Source organism: Acinetobacter sp. X9 (assembly GCF_054889255.1).
The window spans coordinates 1,872,699-1,890,363 of record NZ_CM142679.1 but is presented as its reverse complement, the minus strand read 5'-3'; the positions used below and the strand labels follow the sequence as shown (position 1 = coordinate 1,890,363).

The 17,665-nt window shown below is 35.9% G+C and carries 15 protein-coding genes; 10 read left to right on the top strand and 5 right to left on the bottom strand.

Going from position 1 to position 17,665, the window contains the following annotated elements; genetic code table 11:
- Positions 1-283 precede the first annotated feature (283 nt).
- Together ACYU0V_RS08980 and ACYU0V_RS08975 are read left to right on the top strand one after the other, a co-directional pair.
- Positions 284-460: a hypothetical protein gene (locus tag ACYU0V_RS08980; protein ID WP_002113575.1), complete on the top strand. Its 177-nt coding sequence runs from the start codon at positions 284-286 to the stop codon at positions 458-460.
- Positions 461-712: 252 nt separating this feature from the next.
- Positions 713-949: a hypothetical protein gene (locus tag ACYU0V_RS08975; protein WP_069140449.1), complete on the top strand. Its 237-nt coding sequence runs from the start codon at positions 713-715 to the stop codon at positions 947-949.
- A gap of 80 nt (positions 950-1,029) precedes the next feature.
- On the opposite strand, the gene ACYU0V_RS08970 is transcribed toward ACYU0V_RS08975, so the two are convergent.
- Together ACYU0V_RS08970 and ACYU0V_RS08965 are read right to left on the bottom strand one after the other, a co-directional pair.
- On the bottom strand, positions 1,030-4,137 hold the full coding sequence (locus ACYU0V_RS08970; protein ID WP_461849841.1) for an AdeB/AdeJ family multidrug efflux RND transporter permease subunit: 3,108 nt from the start codon (positions 4,135-4,137) through the stop codon (positions 1,030-1,032).
- Positions 4,134-5,300, bottom strand: a complete 1,167-nt coding sequence (locus ACYU0V_RS08965; protein ID WP_461849839.1) for an efflux RND transporter periplasmic adaptor subunit — start codon at positions 5,298-5,300, stop codon at positions 4,134-4,136. The genes ACYU0V_RS08970 and ACYU0V_RS08965 overlap by 4 nt, the downstream gene beginning before the upstream one ends.
- 142 nt (positions 5,301-5,442) lie before the next feature.
- On the opposite strand from ACYU0V_RS08965, the gene adeR reads away from it, so the two are divergent.
- From adeR to ACYU0V_RS08950, 3 genes are all read left to right on the top strand, one after another.
- Positions 5,443-6,174, top strand: coding sequence for an efflux system response regulator transcription factor AdeR (gene adeR / locus ACYU0V_RS08960; RefSeq protein ID WP_461849926.1), 732 nt, complete (start codon positions 5,443-5,445; stop codon positions 6,172-6,174).
- Positions 6,164-7,228, top strand: coding sequence for a two-component sensor histidine kinase AdeS (adeS, locus tag ACYU0V_RS08955; protein ID WP_461849837.1), 1,065 nt, complete (start codon positions 6,164-6,166; stop codon positions 7,226-7,228). The genes adeR and adeS overlap by 11 nt, the downstream gene beginning before the upstream one ends.
- Positions 7,229-7,347: 119 nt before the next feature.
- Positions 7,348-7,935 carry a DNA glycosylase gene (locus ACYU0V_RS08950; protein WP_032006192.1) on the top strand — a complete coding sequence of 196 codons (588 nt, stop codon included), beginning with the start codon at positions 7,348-7,350 and terminating at the stop codon, positions 7,933-7,935.
- A 17-nt stretch (positions 7,936-7,952) separates the two neighbouring features.
- Here the strand turns inward: ACYU0V_RS08950 and ACYU0V_RS08945 are convergent, their stop codons facing one another.
- Positions 7,953-9,542 (bottom strand): phospholipase D family protein, encoded by a 1,590-nt coding sequence (locus tag ACYU0V_RS08945; RefSeq protein ID WP_461849834.1) that lies wholly within the window; start codon positions 9,540-9,542, stop codon positions 7,953-7,955.
- Between the two features lie 188 nt (positions 9,543-9,730).
- On the opposite strand from ACYU0V_RS08945, the gene ACYU0V_RS08940 reads away from it, so the two are divergent.
- The 3 genes from ACYU0V_RS08940 (at position 9,731) to ACYU0V_RS08930 (ending at position 11,945) form a co-directional block, all read left to right on the top strand.
- Entirely contained in the window at positions 9,731-10,165 is a 435-nt protein-coding gene (locus ACYU0V_RS08940) for a GFA family protein (RefSeq protein ID WP_080612848.1), read from the top strand.
- A gap of 188 nt (positions 10,166-10,353) precedes the next feature.
- The gene (locus ACYU0V_RS08935; RefSeq protein ID WP_057070835.1) at positions 10,354-10,809 is read left to right on the top strand and encodes a hypothetical protein; all 456 of its coding nucleotides are present in this window, start codon (positions 10,354-10,356) and stop codon (positions 10,807-10,809) included.
- A gap of 830 nt (positions 10,810-11,639) precedes the next feature.
- Positions 11,640-11,945, top strand: coding sequence for a hypothetical protein (locus tag ACYU0V_RS08930; protein WP_461849832.1), 306 nt, complete (start codon positions 11,640-11,642; stop codon positions 11,943-11,945).
- A gap of 65 nt (positions 11,946-12,010) precedes the next feature.
- On the opposite strand, the gene ACYU0V_RS08925 is transcribed toward ACYU0V_RS08930, so the two are convergent.
- Positions 12,011-13,168 carry a catalase family protein gene (locus ACYU0V_RS08925; protein ID WP_373883007.1) on the bottom strand — a complete coding sequence of 386 codons (1,158 nt, stop codon included), beginning with the start codon at positions 13,166-13,168 and terminating at the stop codon, positions 12,011-12,013.
- 183 nt (positions 13,169-13,351) lie between these two features.
- Here ACYU0V_RS08925 and ACYU0V_RS08920 point away from each other — a divergent pair, with 183 nt between their 5' ends.
- A complete protein-coding gene (locus ACYU0V_RS08920; protein WP_373883006.1) occupies positions 13,352-15,223 on the top strand; it encodes a non-contractile tail sheath protein in 1,872 nt (623 codons plus the stop codon).
- A gap of 227 nt (positions 15,224-15,450) precedes the next feature.
- Positions 15,451-16,560 carry an S-(hydroxymethyl)glutathione dehydrogenase/class III alcohol dehydrogenase gene (locus tag ACYU0V_RS08915; protein ID WP_461849829.1) on the top strand — a complete coding sequence of 370 codons (1,110 nt, stop codon included), beginning with the start codon at positions 15,451-15,453 and terminating at the stop codon, positions 16,558-16,560.
- 57 nt (positions 16,561-16,617) lie between these two features.
- Here the strand turns inward: ACYU0V_RS08915 and ACYU0V_RS08910 are convergent, their stop codons facing one another.
- Positions 16,618-17,589 (bottom strand): DUF4882 family protein, encoded by a 972-nt coding sequence (locus ACYU0V_RS08910; RefSeq protein ID WP_284115038.1) that lies wholly within the window; start codon positions 17,587-17,589, stop codon positions 16,618-16,620.
- Between the last annotated feature and the right edge of the window lie 76 nt (positions 17,590-17,665).

Here is a 17,665-nt window from a genome sequence, read left to right as displayed (position 1 = left end):
CATTAAATACATTTGTAATGTATTTTTAAAGATAATAAGATTGCCTAAAGCGATTCATAATACTGCTTAATCCTGAAATACAGTGAAAAGCCTATTCTTTTTTAGAATAGGCTTTTTGCTTTGTATCAAAATTTATTTTTCGGGATTATTTTACTCTTCAATTAACATAAAAAATAAACACCTTACAAAAGCGGAGCAAATGAAAGCCGTTAAATAACAAATTTTATGCTATTAATTTAAGCTAATTTCTCAAAAGTTACTCCGTTAATCGAAGAGGTGCAAAATGTTAAAGTCAATTATAGTATTGGGAACAGGTATCGCGATTGGGATGTGTATGTACAAGAAAAAGCAAAAAAATAGCAAAAGCTTTACCACAGATAGTGATACAGACTCATTGATTAGTAAAGACACTGCTAAAAATAAAGATGATGGTTCGCTGGATAACGCAGTACAAGTTTAGAATTAAATAAAAAGGGTTCAGTTAATGAACCCTTTAATTTTGATTAAAAATAAATTTTTTAATAAGTAATATTTACATTGAATAGATTAACTTAAAAATAATATTTAAGTTAAATAATCACTCAACTATTCATTTAATTATTACAAAAATATGATTAGAACAAAGAAAACACTTTCATTATTAAAATTTACATATTGTATCAGTGGAGTCTTTATTATTGTCGATGCGGATAATAAAAAAATGGAGACTAGTATGTCAAAACGCCATATCTTAAAAGAAGTGAATGCTAAAAGTATGTGTGGTATGGAAATCGTTGTCGAACAAATTTATGAAAATATCAATGAAAAAAACTTTATAGACGTTGAACTGGAACAGAGCTGGTTACCACTTTCTAAAATTGTGATTTCGGATAAAGTCATCAATTTAGATCCAGATAATACCTTTGCTCATCCAAGAACAGGTAAAGTCTTTAAAGTCCTTAATTCTTAATCGTTTTCCTGTCAGTAGACTTTTCATATTTCTAAGTCATTGAGGCAAAACATAGATACGTTTCGCCTCAATCCATTTAACTAAGAATTAATTTTCTTTTTGGAAAATAGTTTCTCTGCAGCTCCCAACACAAAAATAAAGAACACGGGAACAAAAAAGATGGCCAAGATGGTGGCAGATATCATACCTCCAAATACCCCTGTACCTAATGCATGCTGAGTTTCCGAACTTGCTCCATTTGCAATGACCAATGGGATAACACCACAGGTAAAGGCAAGGGAAGTCATCAAAATTGGGCGTAGGCGTAACTTTGCTGCTGCAACGGCTGCTTCAATTAAAGTCATGCCTTCTTCTTTGAGCATCTTTGCGAACTCAACAATTAAGATCGCATTTTTGGCAGATAAACCAATAATAGTGATAAGACCAATTTTGAAGAAAATATCGTTTGGCATTCCTCTTAACATAATGGCCATTACCGCACCAAAGATGCCTAAAGGAACAACAAGCATGACAGATAACGGAATTGACCAACTTTCATAAAGTGCAGCTAAAACTAAAAACACGACTAACATCGATAAAGCAATAAGGAATACCATTTGAGATTCAGATTGCTTTTCTTGTAGTGAAATGCCTGTCCACTCATAACCAATACCTTGAGGAAGTTTAGCAATTAGCTTTTCCATTTCTCGCATCGCATCACCTGAAGATACCCCTATGTTAGGCACTCCAGCGATACTTAATGATGATCGGCCATTGTAACGATTATATTGCTGTGGCAACTTATTCCACTGAGGAATCACGACCTCAGATAAAGACACCAGTTGTCCGTTTGCGCCTGCAACCTTCAAACTCAAGATATCTTTTAAATGCATTCGTGATTTTGCATTGGCTTGAACAATAACTTGCTGCATTCTGCCTTGATTTGGAAAATCATTGATATACATCGATCCCATTGAGGTCGAAATAATATCTGAAACAGAAGCAAAGCTTACTCCTAGAGTGTTTAGTTTTTCGCGGTCGATTTTTAAGCTAATATTGTCACCTTGAGGTAAACCTTCTGGGTAAACCATATAAAACTTTTTGTTTTGAGCTGCCATTTCCATGAGCTTTTCTTGGGCCGAAATTAAAGCAGGCATTCCTAAATTTGCTTTGTCTTGCAAACGTAAACTAAAGCCTGAAGATGTACCCAATTCATCAATTGCTGGAGGAAGTACAGACATAGTTGTACCTTCTTTACTGTTTGCCATTTCAGCATTTATGAAGTTGGTATAGTCAGTAGTAGATTTATCACGCTCACCAAAATCTTTTAAGGTTGTAAAAGCGAGTGCAACGTTTTGGCCAGCGCCACTAAAACCCCAACCCATAATTGAAATATTGCTTTTAACATCCGACTGCTCATTTAAATGGTTTTCAAAATCTTTCACAATTTTTGTCGTACGTTCAGCAGTCGCATCTGAAGGTAGTTGGAACGAAGTTAAAAACCAGCCTTGATCTTCCTCTGGCATAAAAGCAGTTGGCCAATATTTCATGCCTGCAAAAGTTAAACCTGTAATCACCACAAAAATAATTAAAGTCGGAATAGTATGTTTAACGACTTTAAGTAAAATCGCTTCATATTTTTTTGTGACTTTATCAAAGCTACGATCAAACCATGCATAAAAACCTTTCTTTTGATGATTTGCATCAACTGGTTTTAATAAGGTTGCACAAAGTGCAGGGGTGAGCGTTAAAGCTAAAAATGCCGAGAATAAAATTGAGACTGACATCGTAATGGTAAATTGGCGGTAAATAATACCGACTGAGCCACTTGCTAAAGCCATTGGTAAAAATACGGCTGCTAGTACCAAAGTAATACCAATAATCGGGCTGGTAATCTCTGTCATGGCTTTGGAAGTCGCTTCTTTAGGCGATAGACCTTCGGTTGCCATAATTCGTTCTACATTCTCAACAACTACAATAGCGTCATCGACAATAATCCCGATCGCAAGCACCATACCGAACATAGTTAACACATTAATTGAGTAACCGGTTAAAAGCATGATGGTAAAGGTGCCAAGCAGGGCAATTGGAGCGACAATCGCAGGAATTAAGGTATAGCGAACATTATGAAGAAATATATACATCACAATGAAGACCAAAACCATGGCTTCAATTAATGTATGAACTACCTTTTCTATCGAAATTTTAACAAAAGGTGCAGTATCGTAAGGAACGCTAAATTGCATGCCTTCAGGTAAATTTACTTTTAGTTCTTCGAGTTTCTGTTTTACCGCATCTGCTGTTTTTACTGCATTTGCACCAGGGCTCAACTGAATGGCCGCGGCTGTTGCAGGTTTACCATTTTCTAAAATCGCAAAATTATATGATTGAGCACCCATTTCTACATCGGCGACATCCGACAACTTAATAGTGGCACCACTAATATTGCTCTTTAGACTAATATTTTTGAACTGCTCTACATTTTCAAGCTGTCCTTGAGCGGATAAAGGTATGGTAATTAATTGACCATTAACTAGAGGACGATCACCAAGTCGTCCTGGTGCAATATCGATATTATTGTTACGAATCGCATTATTTACATCACTAATCGATAGACCATAAGAAACTAATTTATTTGGGTCTACCCAAATTCGCATCGCTTTTTCAGCACCAAAGGACTGAATTTTTCCGACACCGTCAACACGTTTAAGCTCTTCGACCACATTACGAACCAGATAATCGCTTAAATCGACTTCTGAATAACGATGGTTAGGTGAGTTTAAACCGACAAGCATTAAAAAGCCTGAGGAAGATGCCTCTACAGCTAAGCCTTGTTGGCGGACGACTTGGGGTAAGCGTGCTTCAACCGCTTTAATTTTGTTTTGTACGTCGACTTGTGCCATATCCACATCAGTACCGGGTTTAAACGTCGCGGTAATTTCAGCGGTTCCTGACGAATCCGTTGTAGCACTATAGTAGAGTAAGTTTTTTACTCCTGACATTTCCCGTTCAATAAGAGTAATCACACTATCATTAATCGTTTTGGGAGTAGCACCAGGATAACTTGCTGTAATGTTCACTTCGGGTGGTGCAACACTCGGAAAGCGTGCAATGGGTAACTTTGGAATACTCAGCACACCAAATAGAATAATAAAAATTGCAATTACCCATGCAAAAACAGGACGGCGAATAAAGAATTGAGACATCATTTAGCATCTCCTTGCTTCACCGTATTTTCTGTTGAGGCTGCTTTCCATGCTGAAATTGCCAGTTTTTGGTTGGGTTGGATACGCTCTATGCCTTCAACAACAACTTTGTCGCCTGCTTTCAGCCCTTTATTGATGAGATAAAACTGCTCATATTGTTGCCCTAATTCTACTGAGCGAACATCTGCGCCACCTTTGGCATTCACTACATAAACTTGAGGATCGCCATTCATATTGCGCTGAATAGCTTGTTCTGGCACGAGTAAGGCCTGAGGAACCGAAGCACGCTCAATATTAACGCGGACATACATACCCGGCAGTAATTTTCTTTCAGGATTATTGACTTCAATACGGATGGTGACATCCCCAGTTTCAGGGTCCACATTAATATCTTCAAACAGCATTTTCGCTGTAACGTTATAGGACTGTCCCAAACTATTCAAAATCTGTACAGCTTTTTGATTGTTGGCAGATAACTCACCACTTTGTAGAGCCGCCTGTAGGCGTTCATATTCTCCAATAGACTGCTTTACATCGACATAAACGCGGTCAATTTGTTGAATGGTCGCCATAGTATTGCTATCAGCCTGACTAACCAAAGCGCCTTCGGTTACGAATGATTTACCAATACGCCCGGAAATCGGTGCTCGCACTGTCGCATACTGTAAATTAAGATTTTGACGAGCCAATAACGCTTTCATTTGAGCAACATCTGCAATCGCTTGTCGATATTGCGCTTCGACATTACTTACTTCTTGTTTACTAATCGCATTACTTGGTAAAAGTTGCTGGTAGCGCTCAAGTTGTATTTTTAAGCGGTTTACTTCTGCTTCAGCTTTATTTAAACCCGCTCGATTACTATTTACATCAGCTTCAAATGTTTCTGAGTTTATTTTATATAGAGGTTGTCCAGCTTTAACTTCACTACCTTGAGCGAATAAAACTTTTTCGATAATACCGCCAACTTGAGGACGAATTTCGGCAGTTCTGAAAGCTTGAACACGCGCCGGTAGATTTTCACTAAAGTTAATAGACTGCGGTTGAATTGAAATAACGGTAACCTTAGCCGTAGATACTTGTGTTTGATCACTTACTTGTTCATTGCCACAGCCGTTTAACACAAAAACGAAAGATAAAACAAATGGAACTAAAAAATGCTTTTGCACTTTTATAACACCTAATGGACTTCTAGATGCTGGCATTATTTTTGATGTGTGTGTAACAAAAATCACGAATATGTGGAAAAAGTGTGGAGATTTATCAAAAAATATGAGTATGATAAATCAAATTTTCCCGCGTTTTATTGCTATGTTCGAGTCAACCTTTACGTTTAATTGTCAGGATAAGCTTATTCTTGTCGTAGAAGATGAATATGATATTGGCGATATTATTGAACATTATCTTAAGCGTGAAGGTATGCGTGTTGTACGGGCCATGAATGGTAAGCAGGCAATTGAAATACACGCAGTGCAGCCTATTGATCTAGTGATTCTCGATATAAAAATGCCGGAACTGAGCGGGTGGGAAGTACTGAATAAAATTCGGCAAAAAGCAGCGACACCAGTCATTATGCTTACGGCTTTAGATCAAGAAATTGATAAAGTCATGGCTTTAAGAATTGGAGCAGACGACTTTGTCGTAAAACCCTTTAACCCAAATGAAGTGGTCGCACGTGTACAAGCAGTACTAAGACGTACTCAACAAAACCAGCAAACTCCCAACCGAAATCTGATTTATAAAAATATTGAGGTTAATACCGAAATTCATACTGCTTACATCCATTCAGGGGATCGACAACAAGCACTCAATTTAACTCTAACTGAGTACAAAATTTTATTACTGATGTTACCTCATCCTCATAAAGTCTTTACCCGTTCAGAGCTCATGAATCAGTGTCTACCAGATCGAGATGCATTAGAACGTACGGTCGATAGTCACGTCAGTAAGCTACGAAAGAAAATAGAAGATCTGGGTTTACAAAATATGCTCATTAATGTTCGTGGTGTAGGCTACAGGTTGGATCATCCACATGAAAAATAAAACGGGAATTAGTAAGCAACTGATTATTGCACTGAGCTTTACCAGCCTAAGTGTTACGCTGAGTTCGCTAATTTTAGGTTATGGCACCTACTATGTTGCAATTGAAGTAGGGCTTATATCTCTCGAAAAGCTGAAAGAAAGTGATGAGTTTTTCCACTATCTAGATGGTATATGGTTATTCGCCGTGCTTCTATTTGGCACAGCATTATCAATTATTTTAGGCATCAAGCTTGCTCAACGTTTTATTGTGCCTATTAATCTATTAGCCGATGCAGCTAAGAAAATTAGTCTTGGGGATTTAAGCGCACGAGTTGAAAAACCGACGCATCATTCTTCTGAAATTGGTGAGCTCATGGATAATTTTAATGATATGGCTCAAAAACTAGAGACCTCAGTTGAAAATGCTCATGTCTGGAATGCCGCAATTGCACATGAGTTAAGAACACCAGTCACCATTTTGCAAGGGAGGTTGCAGGGGATTATTGATGGTGTTTTTGAAGCTGACCCCATTTTATTTAAAAATTTACTGAATCAAGTAGAAGGTCTTTCAAACCTAGTCGAAGATTTGCGTACATTGAGTCTTTTTGAAAACCAACAGCTTAGACTTAACCTCGAAACGATTTATTTTAATGAAACTGCTCACAAAGTCGTGCACATGTTTGAAGAAAAATTAGAAAAAGCTCAGCTTAAAGTCATTTTCGATATTGAAGCGCCAAAAGTTGAGTGTGACCAACGGCGAATTGAACAGATTTTAATTGCTTTACTGGATAACGCTACACGTTATGCAAATCCGGGAAAGTTAATTGTTTCAACGAGACAAGAACAAACTAGCTGGATTCTTGAAATAGAAGATGAAGGACCTGGCATTTCAGCTGAGCATCGCAAAGATTTATTTAACCCTTTTTTCAGGTTAGAACAATCAAGAAATAAAGAGTTAGGCGGCACTGGGTTAGGTCTTTCGGTTGTACAAGCCCTTGTTATTGCCCATAAAGGTCAAGTCGATTATTTAAATCAACATTCACATAGTATTTTTAGAATAAGCATTCCTCAATAATGATCGCTTTTGTACAACCTTTAACGCTTTAATCAAGAGAAATTGCATTTCATGACTCGTGATTAACTAAAAAATAGGTTAATTTGTATATAAAATTTTTAAGTAAATACTGATTTTTTATGATAATTGAGATAGAAACCCATCCACTTGAGCCATTTTTACCTGAAAATGCCCGTTTATTAATGTTAGGCAGTTTTCCACCGCCACGTAATAAATGGAAGATGGATTTTTACTATCCCAATTTCCAAAATGATATGTGGCGTATTTTCGGTTTGATCTTTTTTCAAGACAAAACTTACTTTTTAAGTGAAAGCCAAAAAAATTTTAATGAAGCACGTATTCGAAACTTCTTGATTGAAACTGGTATTGCAATCTTTGATACCGCTTATCAAATTAAGCGGTTGAAAGGGAATGCCGCAGATAAATTTCTTGAAATAGTAACGCCAACAGATCTTGCAGTTTTACTTCAGCAGATTCCTCTATGTCAAACCATTATGACCACAGGCGATAAAGCGACTGATACTTTAATTTCAGTTTTACCAGAGCACACCGAAAAACCGCTTATAGGAATGTCTACCTCGACTTACTTTGCTGGACGAAATATTAATTTATATCGTCTACCATCTTCTTCTAGAGCATATCCATTAGCGCTAGAGAAGAAAGCAGAGGCTTATCAAAAATTCTTTAAAGAGATAGGTATTTTATAAGTAAACTTGAAATGTTGTTACATCATCCATTCAACTGGCAGATATGAAACAGCTTTAATCATGGTACGTTGGAAAAGGCTCGTATCTGGGTCTTTTTCATATTCAACAATCTTTCCATCCGACTGATAATCTAACCAAACAATTTTGCCTTCACTATTTAACTTAAGCTGGTAAGCAACTTGAGGTAAGTGCTGATCGAGCATGACCGAAATTTGCGCTTGTAATTGACTCGACTCAATAACCAGACCGACCTCAGTATTTAAGTAAGTCGAACGAGGATCAAAGTTAAACGAACCAATAAATACTTTACCGTCTACATCAAAAAACTTGGCATGTAAGCTCGATTTATTTTTACCTTTAGCAGGGATCACACTTCCAGTCACCACTTCATACCAAGTTCTGCGTCTGCGTTCTAAAAAGGGCTTAAACTCAAATAGTTCTACACCACTTTTGAGCATCTCAACTCGATATTGACTATAAAAGGCATGCACAATTGCTACGTCATTTGCAGCAAATGAGTTGGTTAATACCCTGACTTTAACACCTTGCACCTTGAGTTGTTTTAAATAATAAGCGCCTTGTTGGGTAGGAACAAAATAAGCAGAAGCTAATTCGATATGCTGCTTTGGTTCACCCATAATCTTTAGGACTTGCCCATAAAGCATTTCTTCTTTAGCGGCCAGTCCTAAGATTTTTTTAGGTGAATCAGCAACAAAATATGCTTTTGACCACTGGATTGGATAGTGCTCTAAAAGTTCTTTTAAATAGCTTTGAGCATCGTAAAGCTTATCTTCAGTTTGAGTATGATTTTCACTTTCATGAATTAAATCATGGTAGTGCTGCCTTAGTGTTTGCAAATGGTGGACAGCACAGGTTCCCACCAGCTCAGTAGCATTTTGACTTAAATCACTTTGCCAAAAATCATTAAAGACAGACTGTGCATGTTGTACGGTATGTCCATAAAATAAAATATCTAGATCTGTAAACTGAAACTTACTACTTGCGTCAAAATATTCACTACTAATATTTCGACCGCCTGTTACCGCAATCACACCATCCGCAATAATTAACTTATTATGCATGCGATGGTTTACTTTCTTGAACCGAAAAATATAGTCTAAAATTCTCAAATATCTAAACTTGTAGGGATTGAATAGTCGAATTTCAAAATTGGGATGGTGGAGAAGGCTTCTAAGAACTCCATCCAGCTTTACTCCATTTTGATCATCAATAAGTAACCGTACTTTTACACCACGATCTGCCGCCGTTAGTAACTCGTGCAGCATTAAGTTTCCAACAAAATCATTTGTCCAAATATAATATTGTAAATCGATTTTTTCTTTTGCATTTCTAATCAGATACATACGAGAAGCGATACTAATAAAGGCATCATCTAATGCCACAAAAGCAGTCAGTCCTTGTTCTGTTTTTTTTGTAGCTTGCTCATCATTCAACCAATTAAAGCTATTCGTCACTATATCATTCTCATCAGGGTCGTATGTACCGTTATACGAAGGTGTATGTGTAAAGCCCCAAGCATTTAATGCCATACTACTATACTGCTGATAAATTTGATTAATCATGTAAGCTTTTAAAGTCGCATCCAAGATAAGCACATCACAGCATTTTTATATTCAATTTATATGTCAAAATTCATATTAAACGTTATAAATACATTCTGCCAAGCCTCAACGCTAGCAATTCTTTATTTTTATAGAGATATATCTATTTAAAAATATAAAGTTAAATTTAACCCTTTTATGCCTAATGCTATATTCAACATTATTTTTTAAGGGTGCTTGAGATGAGTCACTTGGGTTCTTGTCTATGCAATGAAGTCAAATTTTCAGTTAGTAAGAAAATAAACACGGTCTATCATTGCCACTGTAGTCTCTGCCGTAAACAAACTGGAACGGGGGCAAATGCAGCAACATTAGTAAATAAGGATAAATTTGAATGGTTATCAGGTTTAGAACTTGTCCGCACCTATAAAAAAGAAACAGGCTTCACATCTTCATTTTGCAGTCAATGTGGATCACCAGTACCTAACTTAGTAGGCACTACTGATTTTATGTGGATTCCATTAGGTTTATTAGACAAAGATATTGTTGTGCTAAAAAAGCTTAATTTTTGTATCGTTTCAAAGTCAAATTGGGTAAACACAGTAGATGCAGATGAATCTTACGATGAACTTCCAACTTTAAATGAACTAAACACATTGTTTGACTAAAGAATTTTTTAAAAATGAGACTTAGTTTGCATTAAATTTAGTTTTTTCGGATGGTTATGCTTTCAGGTTTCACAAAAACACACTAATTACAATTGGCAGTACAACAATTACATTAGAAAACATGATATCTATCATACTTCCTTAAAGGGCTGAGTGAGTAGCTTAATAATAAAAGGGAGAAAATAGAGATGCCACAATATTTAATCATCGCTGAGAATGTATATAAAAAGATTGAGGACAAAAATTTATTTTCAGAAAGCTCGGCAGAAAACTTAAATCAATTAGTTGGTGTAATTCGTAATGAAATTAAAGGCACCAAATTTAAACTTAAATACAATTTTATAGATTTTGAGGAATGTCTAACCAAGCCCTTAGAGGAGTGTGCCATTAAGTTAGACATGAGCCTTATGCCTAAATATAAAAATAAAGACGAATATATACTTTGGCTCGCGGGTTTTATTGAAAGAATTACGACAGGAGGTGAGGCGAAGCTTCCGCCGATCTCAAAATTTATTCCTCCAGACTTTAAGTTTAATTATGAGGAACCACCCAAAGTATCCTCTTCTACACAAGATGGTGGAGAGATGATCATTAATTATTTCAAATCAGATGCCTTTAATAAAATTATAAGCCAAGAAAAATAAGTACATAAAAAATATAGAAGTGATCGTCCACTACACTTCTATATCTCGCTGTAAATTCAGCAACCGCCTACTGGGGCGGTTTTTTAATTTTATCCACCTTATTCATAAAAAATATATTGTTATAACTTTTCACAAAAGTTTGCATAACGCACAGAATCAGTCTCATTGGCCTAAAAACAGATACAACCTTCAATGTTAATTTTAAATTTACTTAACTATCGTTTGGAGATAAGTATGTTCAAGGCTATGTTTTTCTTTAGTGCTGGTGCTGTTTTCGGATACTGCTGTAAACACAAGGAGGATAAAGCTAAAGAGGAAAACTCATCAAAATAAGCTAAGTGCATTCATAAAGAACTTACTAATGAGTTGGTTTTTTATAAGGAGGTGTCTATGCTCCACAACCTTAGACAAGTTTTTTGTATTCATGTCTGGGAATATGACTTTGATATTACTCATGACGAAATTAAAGAATGCAGAAAATGTGGGAAAATTCATAAAATCAAGAGTTTCCCTAAATTTACTTAAGATATAAATTTTTACTTTTAGTCTTAAGTGAATATTAAAAATTAAATAGGCTTAATATATTTGATATTGAGCCTATTTAATATAAAACTTAATTAATTATCCTGAGATAAGGTTAAAAAACCAACTAATTTAATCAGAATAAAATCCCAAACAAATCACATTTTAAATCAATAAAACAGTTATATTGCACATAACTTATCAATTAAAATTAAAAATACAGAAACAATTTAATAAAAATTAAAAACTTATTTTTATAGCTTTCATCTTATACTTATATTTTACAAATAATTAATAAGGAGATAGAAATGCCAAAATACTTACTATTAGCAGAAAAAATTAATAAAAATATTAAAAGTTCTTATTCAAACAATCATTTTAGAAATTTAAATAATCTTATTGTAGAAATAAAAAAAGCTATTGCAGGCACTGAACTAAAGTTTTTATATAACTTTGTGAACTTCGAAGGTGTTGTTATTAGTGTAAAAAATGAACTCCCTATTAAGCTAGATATGAATTTGATTCCAAAGCATAAAAGCGAAGATGACTTCATTTTATGGTTGGCAGATTTTATTGATCGAATCACTATCGATACAACCAAAAATCTCCCTTAAAAGAAACAATTGCAAACTCTCATCTTTAGAAAAATTTTTACACCAAACTACAATGGCTAAAGTATTTAAGGTTCTTGTCTAAGAACTGAATTCATATCATGTCGAACTCTGCTGATGTTTTCATAAATGACTTTACGCATTCGGTTTACTGCGCCTAATGGTTTATGCTCAGGTAGGGCATGCCAAGGTGTAAAAGACAGATTCTCACAAAACTTATTTTGTTCTGGTGTGTCAAAGTTCTGCTTGGGAATATGAATAGTTGCTACTTGATAGAAAGGAGCTGCTTTTTCATCCCATTCTGTCATTGAGTCTTCTACCAACATTTGATTTGAAGTTCGTGGTTGAATAAGAAATTCCATACAAGCATCTGTACTTTGCAAAGTTTTCTTTAAAGCTTCTCTTAAAAAATCATGACTAGGATTCTTGGGTAGATTGTTTGGCTGCATTGAACAAGCACGTACTGAATATTTAACTGCTTGTCGATCATTGCCAAGTCCTAACTGATAGGGAACCATAGACCAATAACGTGCGTATAATGGATTTGCAATTTGTGAATTACGTGCTCCAAGAGCATTCATTGTTCCCTTAAAACCTAACGCAAATGGAATGTGAAGTTTTCTGACCATATTATGGCTATTCACGTCATTCATAAAAGAAAGATATCGTTTAGCATCATTCGCAAAAAAGACTGGATGATTAATCATAATAAAATCTTGAGTGGTTGCTTGCTTTTCACTTTCTAAAATTTTCTGTCCAGACACACCTAAAATTTTTATTGCGATGCCACGTGCATCTTTTTTAATGTCGGCATTAGAGGCGTCATTTGAAGCATTAGAAAAACGAATCCATGCTTGATAACTTCGATCTGGAATAAACATTCCTTTAGCAAACTGGACAGGTATATTTTTTGAGACATGAAAATCGGCACGAACACAACCATGAGCCTTAGGATGTGCATCACGTAAAGCATTTTCCGCCGTATATTGTTCCCGAATCGACTTTTCAATAACTTGAGCTATGTGATGGGCTATTAACTCTTCATTAGGCTGTAACTTTTCTCCTAATACTGGGTCAATCTCTGGATAAGAGTTACTTTCCGAAAAGCTCTTTGCAGTTAACGTTGTGTTGGAATATAAAGTTTCTGTACAACCTGATAATGCAAATACAAGAGGAGTAAATAAAAACAAACCCTTAAAATTTATAGGCTGTATAAAATTTTCCATTTATTAACTCCTCAGTGTAAAAATATTTTAGGATAATATTAAGATTTCATGTTTAATTTTATTTTGAACTTTATGAAAAATATAAACTGTAAATAATTTAAACGTCATTGTTACTTATCTGAACAATAAAATAGGAATTATTATTTAATATAAAACTTCTTAATACATTAAGAGAATGTAGACATGATAACTAACTCACAAAATGTACAAAATAATACTAATACATCACCTCGCCCAATCACTCAGAATACACTTATTGATCGGTTTAGCCCTATTTATTGGAGAATAGACGGCCCGCAAACGATGTCTTTCGCCATTACGAACTATGGAAATGGTTTTGAAGCATCTTTTAGATCACGTATGACAAATGATTTGGTAGGAATTACTTGGGATTCTTACGACACTAAAGATCATAAATTTTTAGCGTATCAAACCAAATATAGCTATGCAGGGGTGGTTTGGGACTTCGATATTGAGTTATCTGCCACGATGCCAGTACTTAACAATCCAAGTTTAACGCCCACTTTAACGGTGTACTACAATGAAAATGGCGTAAATAAAATTGCATATATTGTTCTATTTAATTACGCAAATAATCCTTCCTCGCGAACGGCGCATATTCGTATTAATTGGGATACAGTAAAAGCAGGCTTCTCTGCTACAGATAGCTTTCCGGTAACCAATATTCAGCGAATCTCATTTTCTGGCTTTACCAGTGACTATAATGGTCAAACCGCTATACCTTTAAGTCAACCAAAAGATGGCTACATTCGCCTCACTAACTCCGTTGTAACAGGAACAAATGCAAAGTTAAATTTGAGCCGTGTAGTTGTGCCACAGCACAATTATGGCATCTGCACCAGCTATGATGATCACTATGACTTAAACCCGCAGCGCCTAGTCAACAATATGGTCGCTTTGGGATACCAGGGTTTCGTTAACCACTATTGTGGAATGTCGCATTATCCAGAAATGACATGGAAAAGCGATATTAATAAATGGCAAATACCTGATACGTTGGTGACAGGCGAGGCGGTCGTTAACTCATGCACTCGTAAATGGCATGAGAAATATGCCCAGGCTTTACATAACGCCAGTTTGCAACCCATCTTTGGGGTAAGCTTTGAAATGTATTCCTTGGGCGCCAATGAATATTGGGCTCAACGTGACTGGAACAGTAATTTAGGTAAAACAGGTTACCAACCACCGAGCTATTTTTTTAGTTTAAGTCATCAAAATGCTTTGGCATATCTAAATAAAGTCTTTATTGAGTTTGCAGATGCAATGGTAGTGGGTGGATGCGATGTAAATATGCAGATTGGTGAACCTTGGTGGTGGTATAACACTGACACGAATCTACCTTGTGTGTATGACTATCCAACAAAACTAGCCTTTAATGCAGATACAGGATTATATGCACCAGATTTAGGTACTATTTATGAGGCAATGAATAAAACAGGAACGCCATATGATGAGTTTAAAACATGGCTTAGAAATAAATTAGGTCAAACCTGTCAAAATATTCGTACCGTGATCAAAGCAAAATACTCTACTGCCAAAGTTAGTCCTCTTATTTTCTTTCCTTCCATTCAGTCCCCAATTCAGACTTTAGCTACTTATATTAACTATCCAAGCCAGCACTACTCATATCCTAATTTTGATTACATGATGACAGAAGCTTATGACTGGTTGCTAGAAGCTCGCTTAGACTTGGCACATCAGGCAGTTTCCCAAATACCTATACAAGGGTTAGGCTATCCTGCCAATAAAGTCATTTATTTATCTGGTTTTGTTCCCGATGCCTCTATTGCTTATATCTATGGTTTTGATAAAACCAAGCCATATCGAACACCCATTTGGCAACGAATTTTTGGTGACATGAAAAACAATGTTTCTTTAGGGTTAATGAAGCAATTTATCTGGGCATATCCACAAGTTATGTATGATTCAATTACGATCGATACTACTCAAGCCCCAAATGGCTTCTTTGTTGAAAATACGCTTTATTCTCCAATTAGTGATAACACACCATATCCACCAGATATTTACCTATAAGTAAAAAAAGCTGCTTATAAGATAATGATTTGATAAGAAACCTCTTCAAGTAAGAGGTTTTCTTCTTTTTTAAATGTAGGCTTGCTTAGATGTATCTGACTGGCTATGCTGTGATGGATTGTCATGAAAGCCAATTTTAATTTAAGCAAAATTAAGCTCTTGTATTAGAGATATATAATCTATTTTGCTCGACTATAAATACCGAATGATTTAAAGGAAACCCAAAGATGAAATCTCGTGCAGCTGTCGCCTTTGCCCCAGGAAAACCTTTAGAAATTGTTGAAGTTGATGTTGCACCACCTCAAGCGGGTGAAGTTTTAATAAAAATTACCCATACGGGCGTTTGTCATACCGATGCTTTTACATTATCTGGCGATGACCCAGAGGGTGTTTTTCCTGCCATCTTAGGTCATGAAGGCGCAGGTGTTGTGGTTGAAGTGGGTGAGGGCGTAACAAGCGTTAAACCTGGTGACCATGTGATTCCACTTTATACAGCTGAATGTAAAGAATGCTTATTCTGTAAATCTGGAAAAACTAACTTATGTGTTGCGGTACGTTCTACTCAAGGTAAAGGTGTAATGCCAGATGGCACCACGCGTTTTTCTTATAATGGTGAGCCGATTTACCATTACATGGGGTGTTCAACATTTAGTGAATATACGGTAGTTGCAGAGGTATCATTAGCAAAAATCAATCCTGAAGCGAATCACGAACAAGTTTGTTTACTGGGATGTGGGGTGACTACTGGTATTGGCGCCGTGCATAACACAGCAAAAGTACAAGAAGGTGATTCAGTTGCCGTATTTGGTCTAGGCGGTATTGGTTTAGCTGTTGTACAAGGCGCACGTCAAGCGAAAGCAGGGCGCATCATTGTCGTAGATACAAACCCAGATAAATTTGAACTTGCTAAACAGTTTGGTGCTACCGATTTCTTAAATCCAAAAGATTATGACCAACCTATTCAGCAAGTGATTGTAGAAATGACAGGCTGGGGTGTTGACCACTCATTTGAATGTATTGGTAACGTCAATGTTATGCGCTCAGCTCTAGAGTGCGCACATCGTGGTTGGGGACAATCCGTTATTATTGGTGTAGCTGGTGCAGGCCAAGAAATTTCGACACGCCCATTCCAGTTAGTGACGGGCCGTAAGTGGTTGGGTACTGCTTTTGGTGGAGTAAAAGGTCGTACACAACTTCCAAAAATGGTCGAAGATGCCATGCAAGGTGAGATTCAACTTGAACCTTTTGTAACACATACCATGCCTTTACAAGATATTAATACTGCTTTTGATTTAATGCACGAAGGTAAATCAATTCGTACTGTCATTCATTTCTAAATGAAATAAAAAAAGGGCTGTGATTCAGCCCTTTTTTACAACTTATCATTTTATATCTTAAATGGCATTACCGCACATGTCAGTTGTACCCTGAGGGTAGTTAAACTGTAGCGCATTACGGTCAGTGATGAGTTCAGCAGTTAACTCTTGTCCAAAGAAGTTTGTAGAAAAGATTCCTACACTTTCATAAATTGTAAAACCCGCATTCTGAAGTGTAGAAGGTAATGTAAATTGATATCCTTCATCAACACCATTAAAGATAAAACCAACTTTCTTAGTATCTTGGTTAATATATATTCCTAAGCGCTGATACTCATTGGAATTTTTTACCATATTCTTATTTTTATAATACATATTTGTTGGACCATTATCCTCACTTAATCGAGATGTTAAATAATAACTTAAAGTAGCAGGGTTCTCACCAAAATCAGGATCATAAGTTCCAATATCAAAATTATAAAATGATCTAATCGTATAATTATTATTTGTTGTACCTGTAAAAGTGATGTGGGATATATACGACGAGTTCCCAAATGATGAGCTACCAGGCGTTATTGTTGGCACCTTAAGCTCCATTTCAAATGCAATAATACCTGTGTGAGGCAATAAGAAATCTCCTGTCTCACTTTCTGATATCAATTTTGCTTTACTTTTTGCTATATAGGCTAAGTAATCGTAATTATCTTCTGTAATCGGATTTATTTTAAAACCAAACTTTTGTCCATCGATGAATGGAAACTTCTTCATCGGTAATTCATTAGGATTTTGAGCATTCCAAAGATCGTAATCTTCTTGAGTCGCGTCAAAATTATATTGGCAGACTGGCGCAGAAGAATTCAGGGAGGTAGTTTGAGCCAAGAGGGTTTGAGACGCTAATTTTTCATTGTTGGTAGTTGATGAAAAGTTTTTAGATGCTACTTTTTTGCTTGACTCATTAAGCGGGCTGGTACTGGTATTATCAGAAGATACTTCATACATGGCCCAGCATAATGTAATTGCACTAACAGCAACTATACCTATTTTTTTCATAAATATTCCTATTAAGTTAAGTATTAAATTTTTAGAAAGTAGTGATAAAGTAAAATTTATTATTAATATTTATGAT

What these genes read in the sequence shown, in the direction of transcription:
- ACYU0V_RS08980 (WP_002113575.1), top strand. Translation starts at nt 284, where the DNA reads ATGTTAAAGTCAATTATAGTATTGGGAACAGGTATCGCGATTGGGATG.
- ACYU0V_RS08975 (WP_069140449.1), top strand. Translation starts at nt 713, where the DNA reads ATGTCAAAACGCCATATCTTAAAAGAAGTGAATGCTAAAAGTATGTGT.
- ACYU0V_RS08970 (WP_461849841.1), bottom strand. Translation starts at nt 4,137, where the DNA reads ATGATGTCTCAATTCTTTATTCGCCGTCCTGTTTTTGCATGGGTAATT.
- adeR (WP_461849926.1), top strand. Translation starts at nt 5,443, where the DNA reads ATGTTCGAGTCAACCTTTACGTTTAATTGTCAGGATAAGCTTATTCTT.
- adeS (WP_461849837.1), top strand. Translation starts at nt 6,164, where the DNA reads ATGAAAAATAAAACGGGAATTAGTAAGCAACTGATTATTGCACTGAGC.
- ACYU0V_RS08950 (WP_032006192.1), top strand. Translation starts at nt 7,348, where the DNA reads ATGATAATTGAGATAGAAACCCATCCACTTGAGCCATTTTTACCTGAA.
- ACYU0V_RS08935 (WP_057070835.1), top strand. Translation starts at nt 10,354, where the DNA reads ATGCCACAATATTTAATCATCGCTGAGAATGTATATAAAAAGATTGAG.
- ACYU0V_RS08930 (WP_461849832.1), top strand. Translation starts at nt 11,640, where the DNA reads ATGCCAAAATACTTACTATTAGCAGAAAAAATTAATAAAAATATTAAA.
- ACYU0V_RS08925 (WP_373883007.1), bottom strand. Translation starts at nt 13,168, where the DNA reads ATGGAAAATTTTATACAGCCTATAAATTTTAAGGGTTTGTTTTTATTT.
- ACYU0V_RS08920 (WP_373883006.1), top strand. Translation starts at nt 13,352, where the DNA reads ATGATAACTAACTCACAAAATGTACAAAATAATACTAATACATCACCT.
- ACYU0V_RS08915 (WP_461849829.1), top strand. Translation starts at nt 15,451, where the DNA reads ATGAAATCTCGTGCAGCTGTCGCCTTTGCCCCAGGAAAACCTTTAGAA.
- ACYU0V_RS08910 (WP_284115038.1), bottom strand. Translation starts at nt 17,589, where the DNA reads ATGAAAAAAATAGGTATAGTTGCTGTTAGTGCAATTACATTATGCTGG.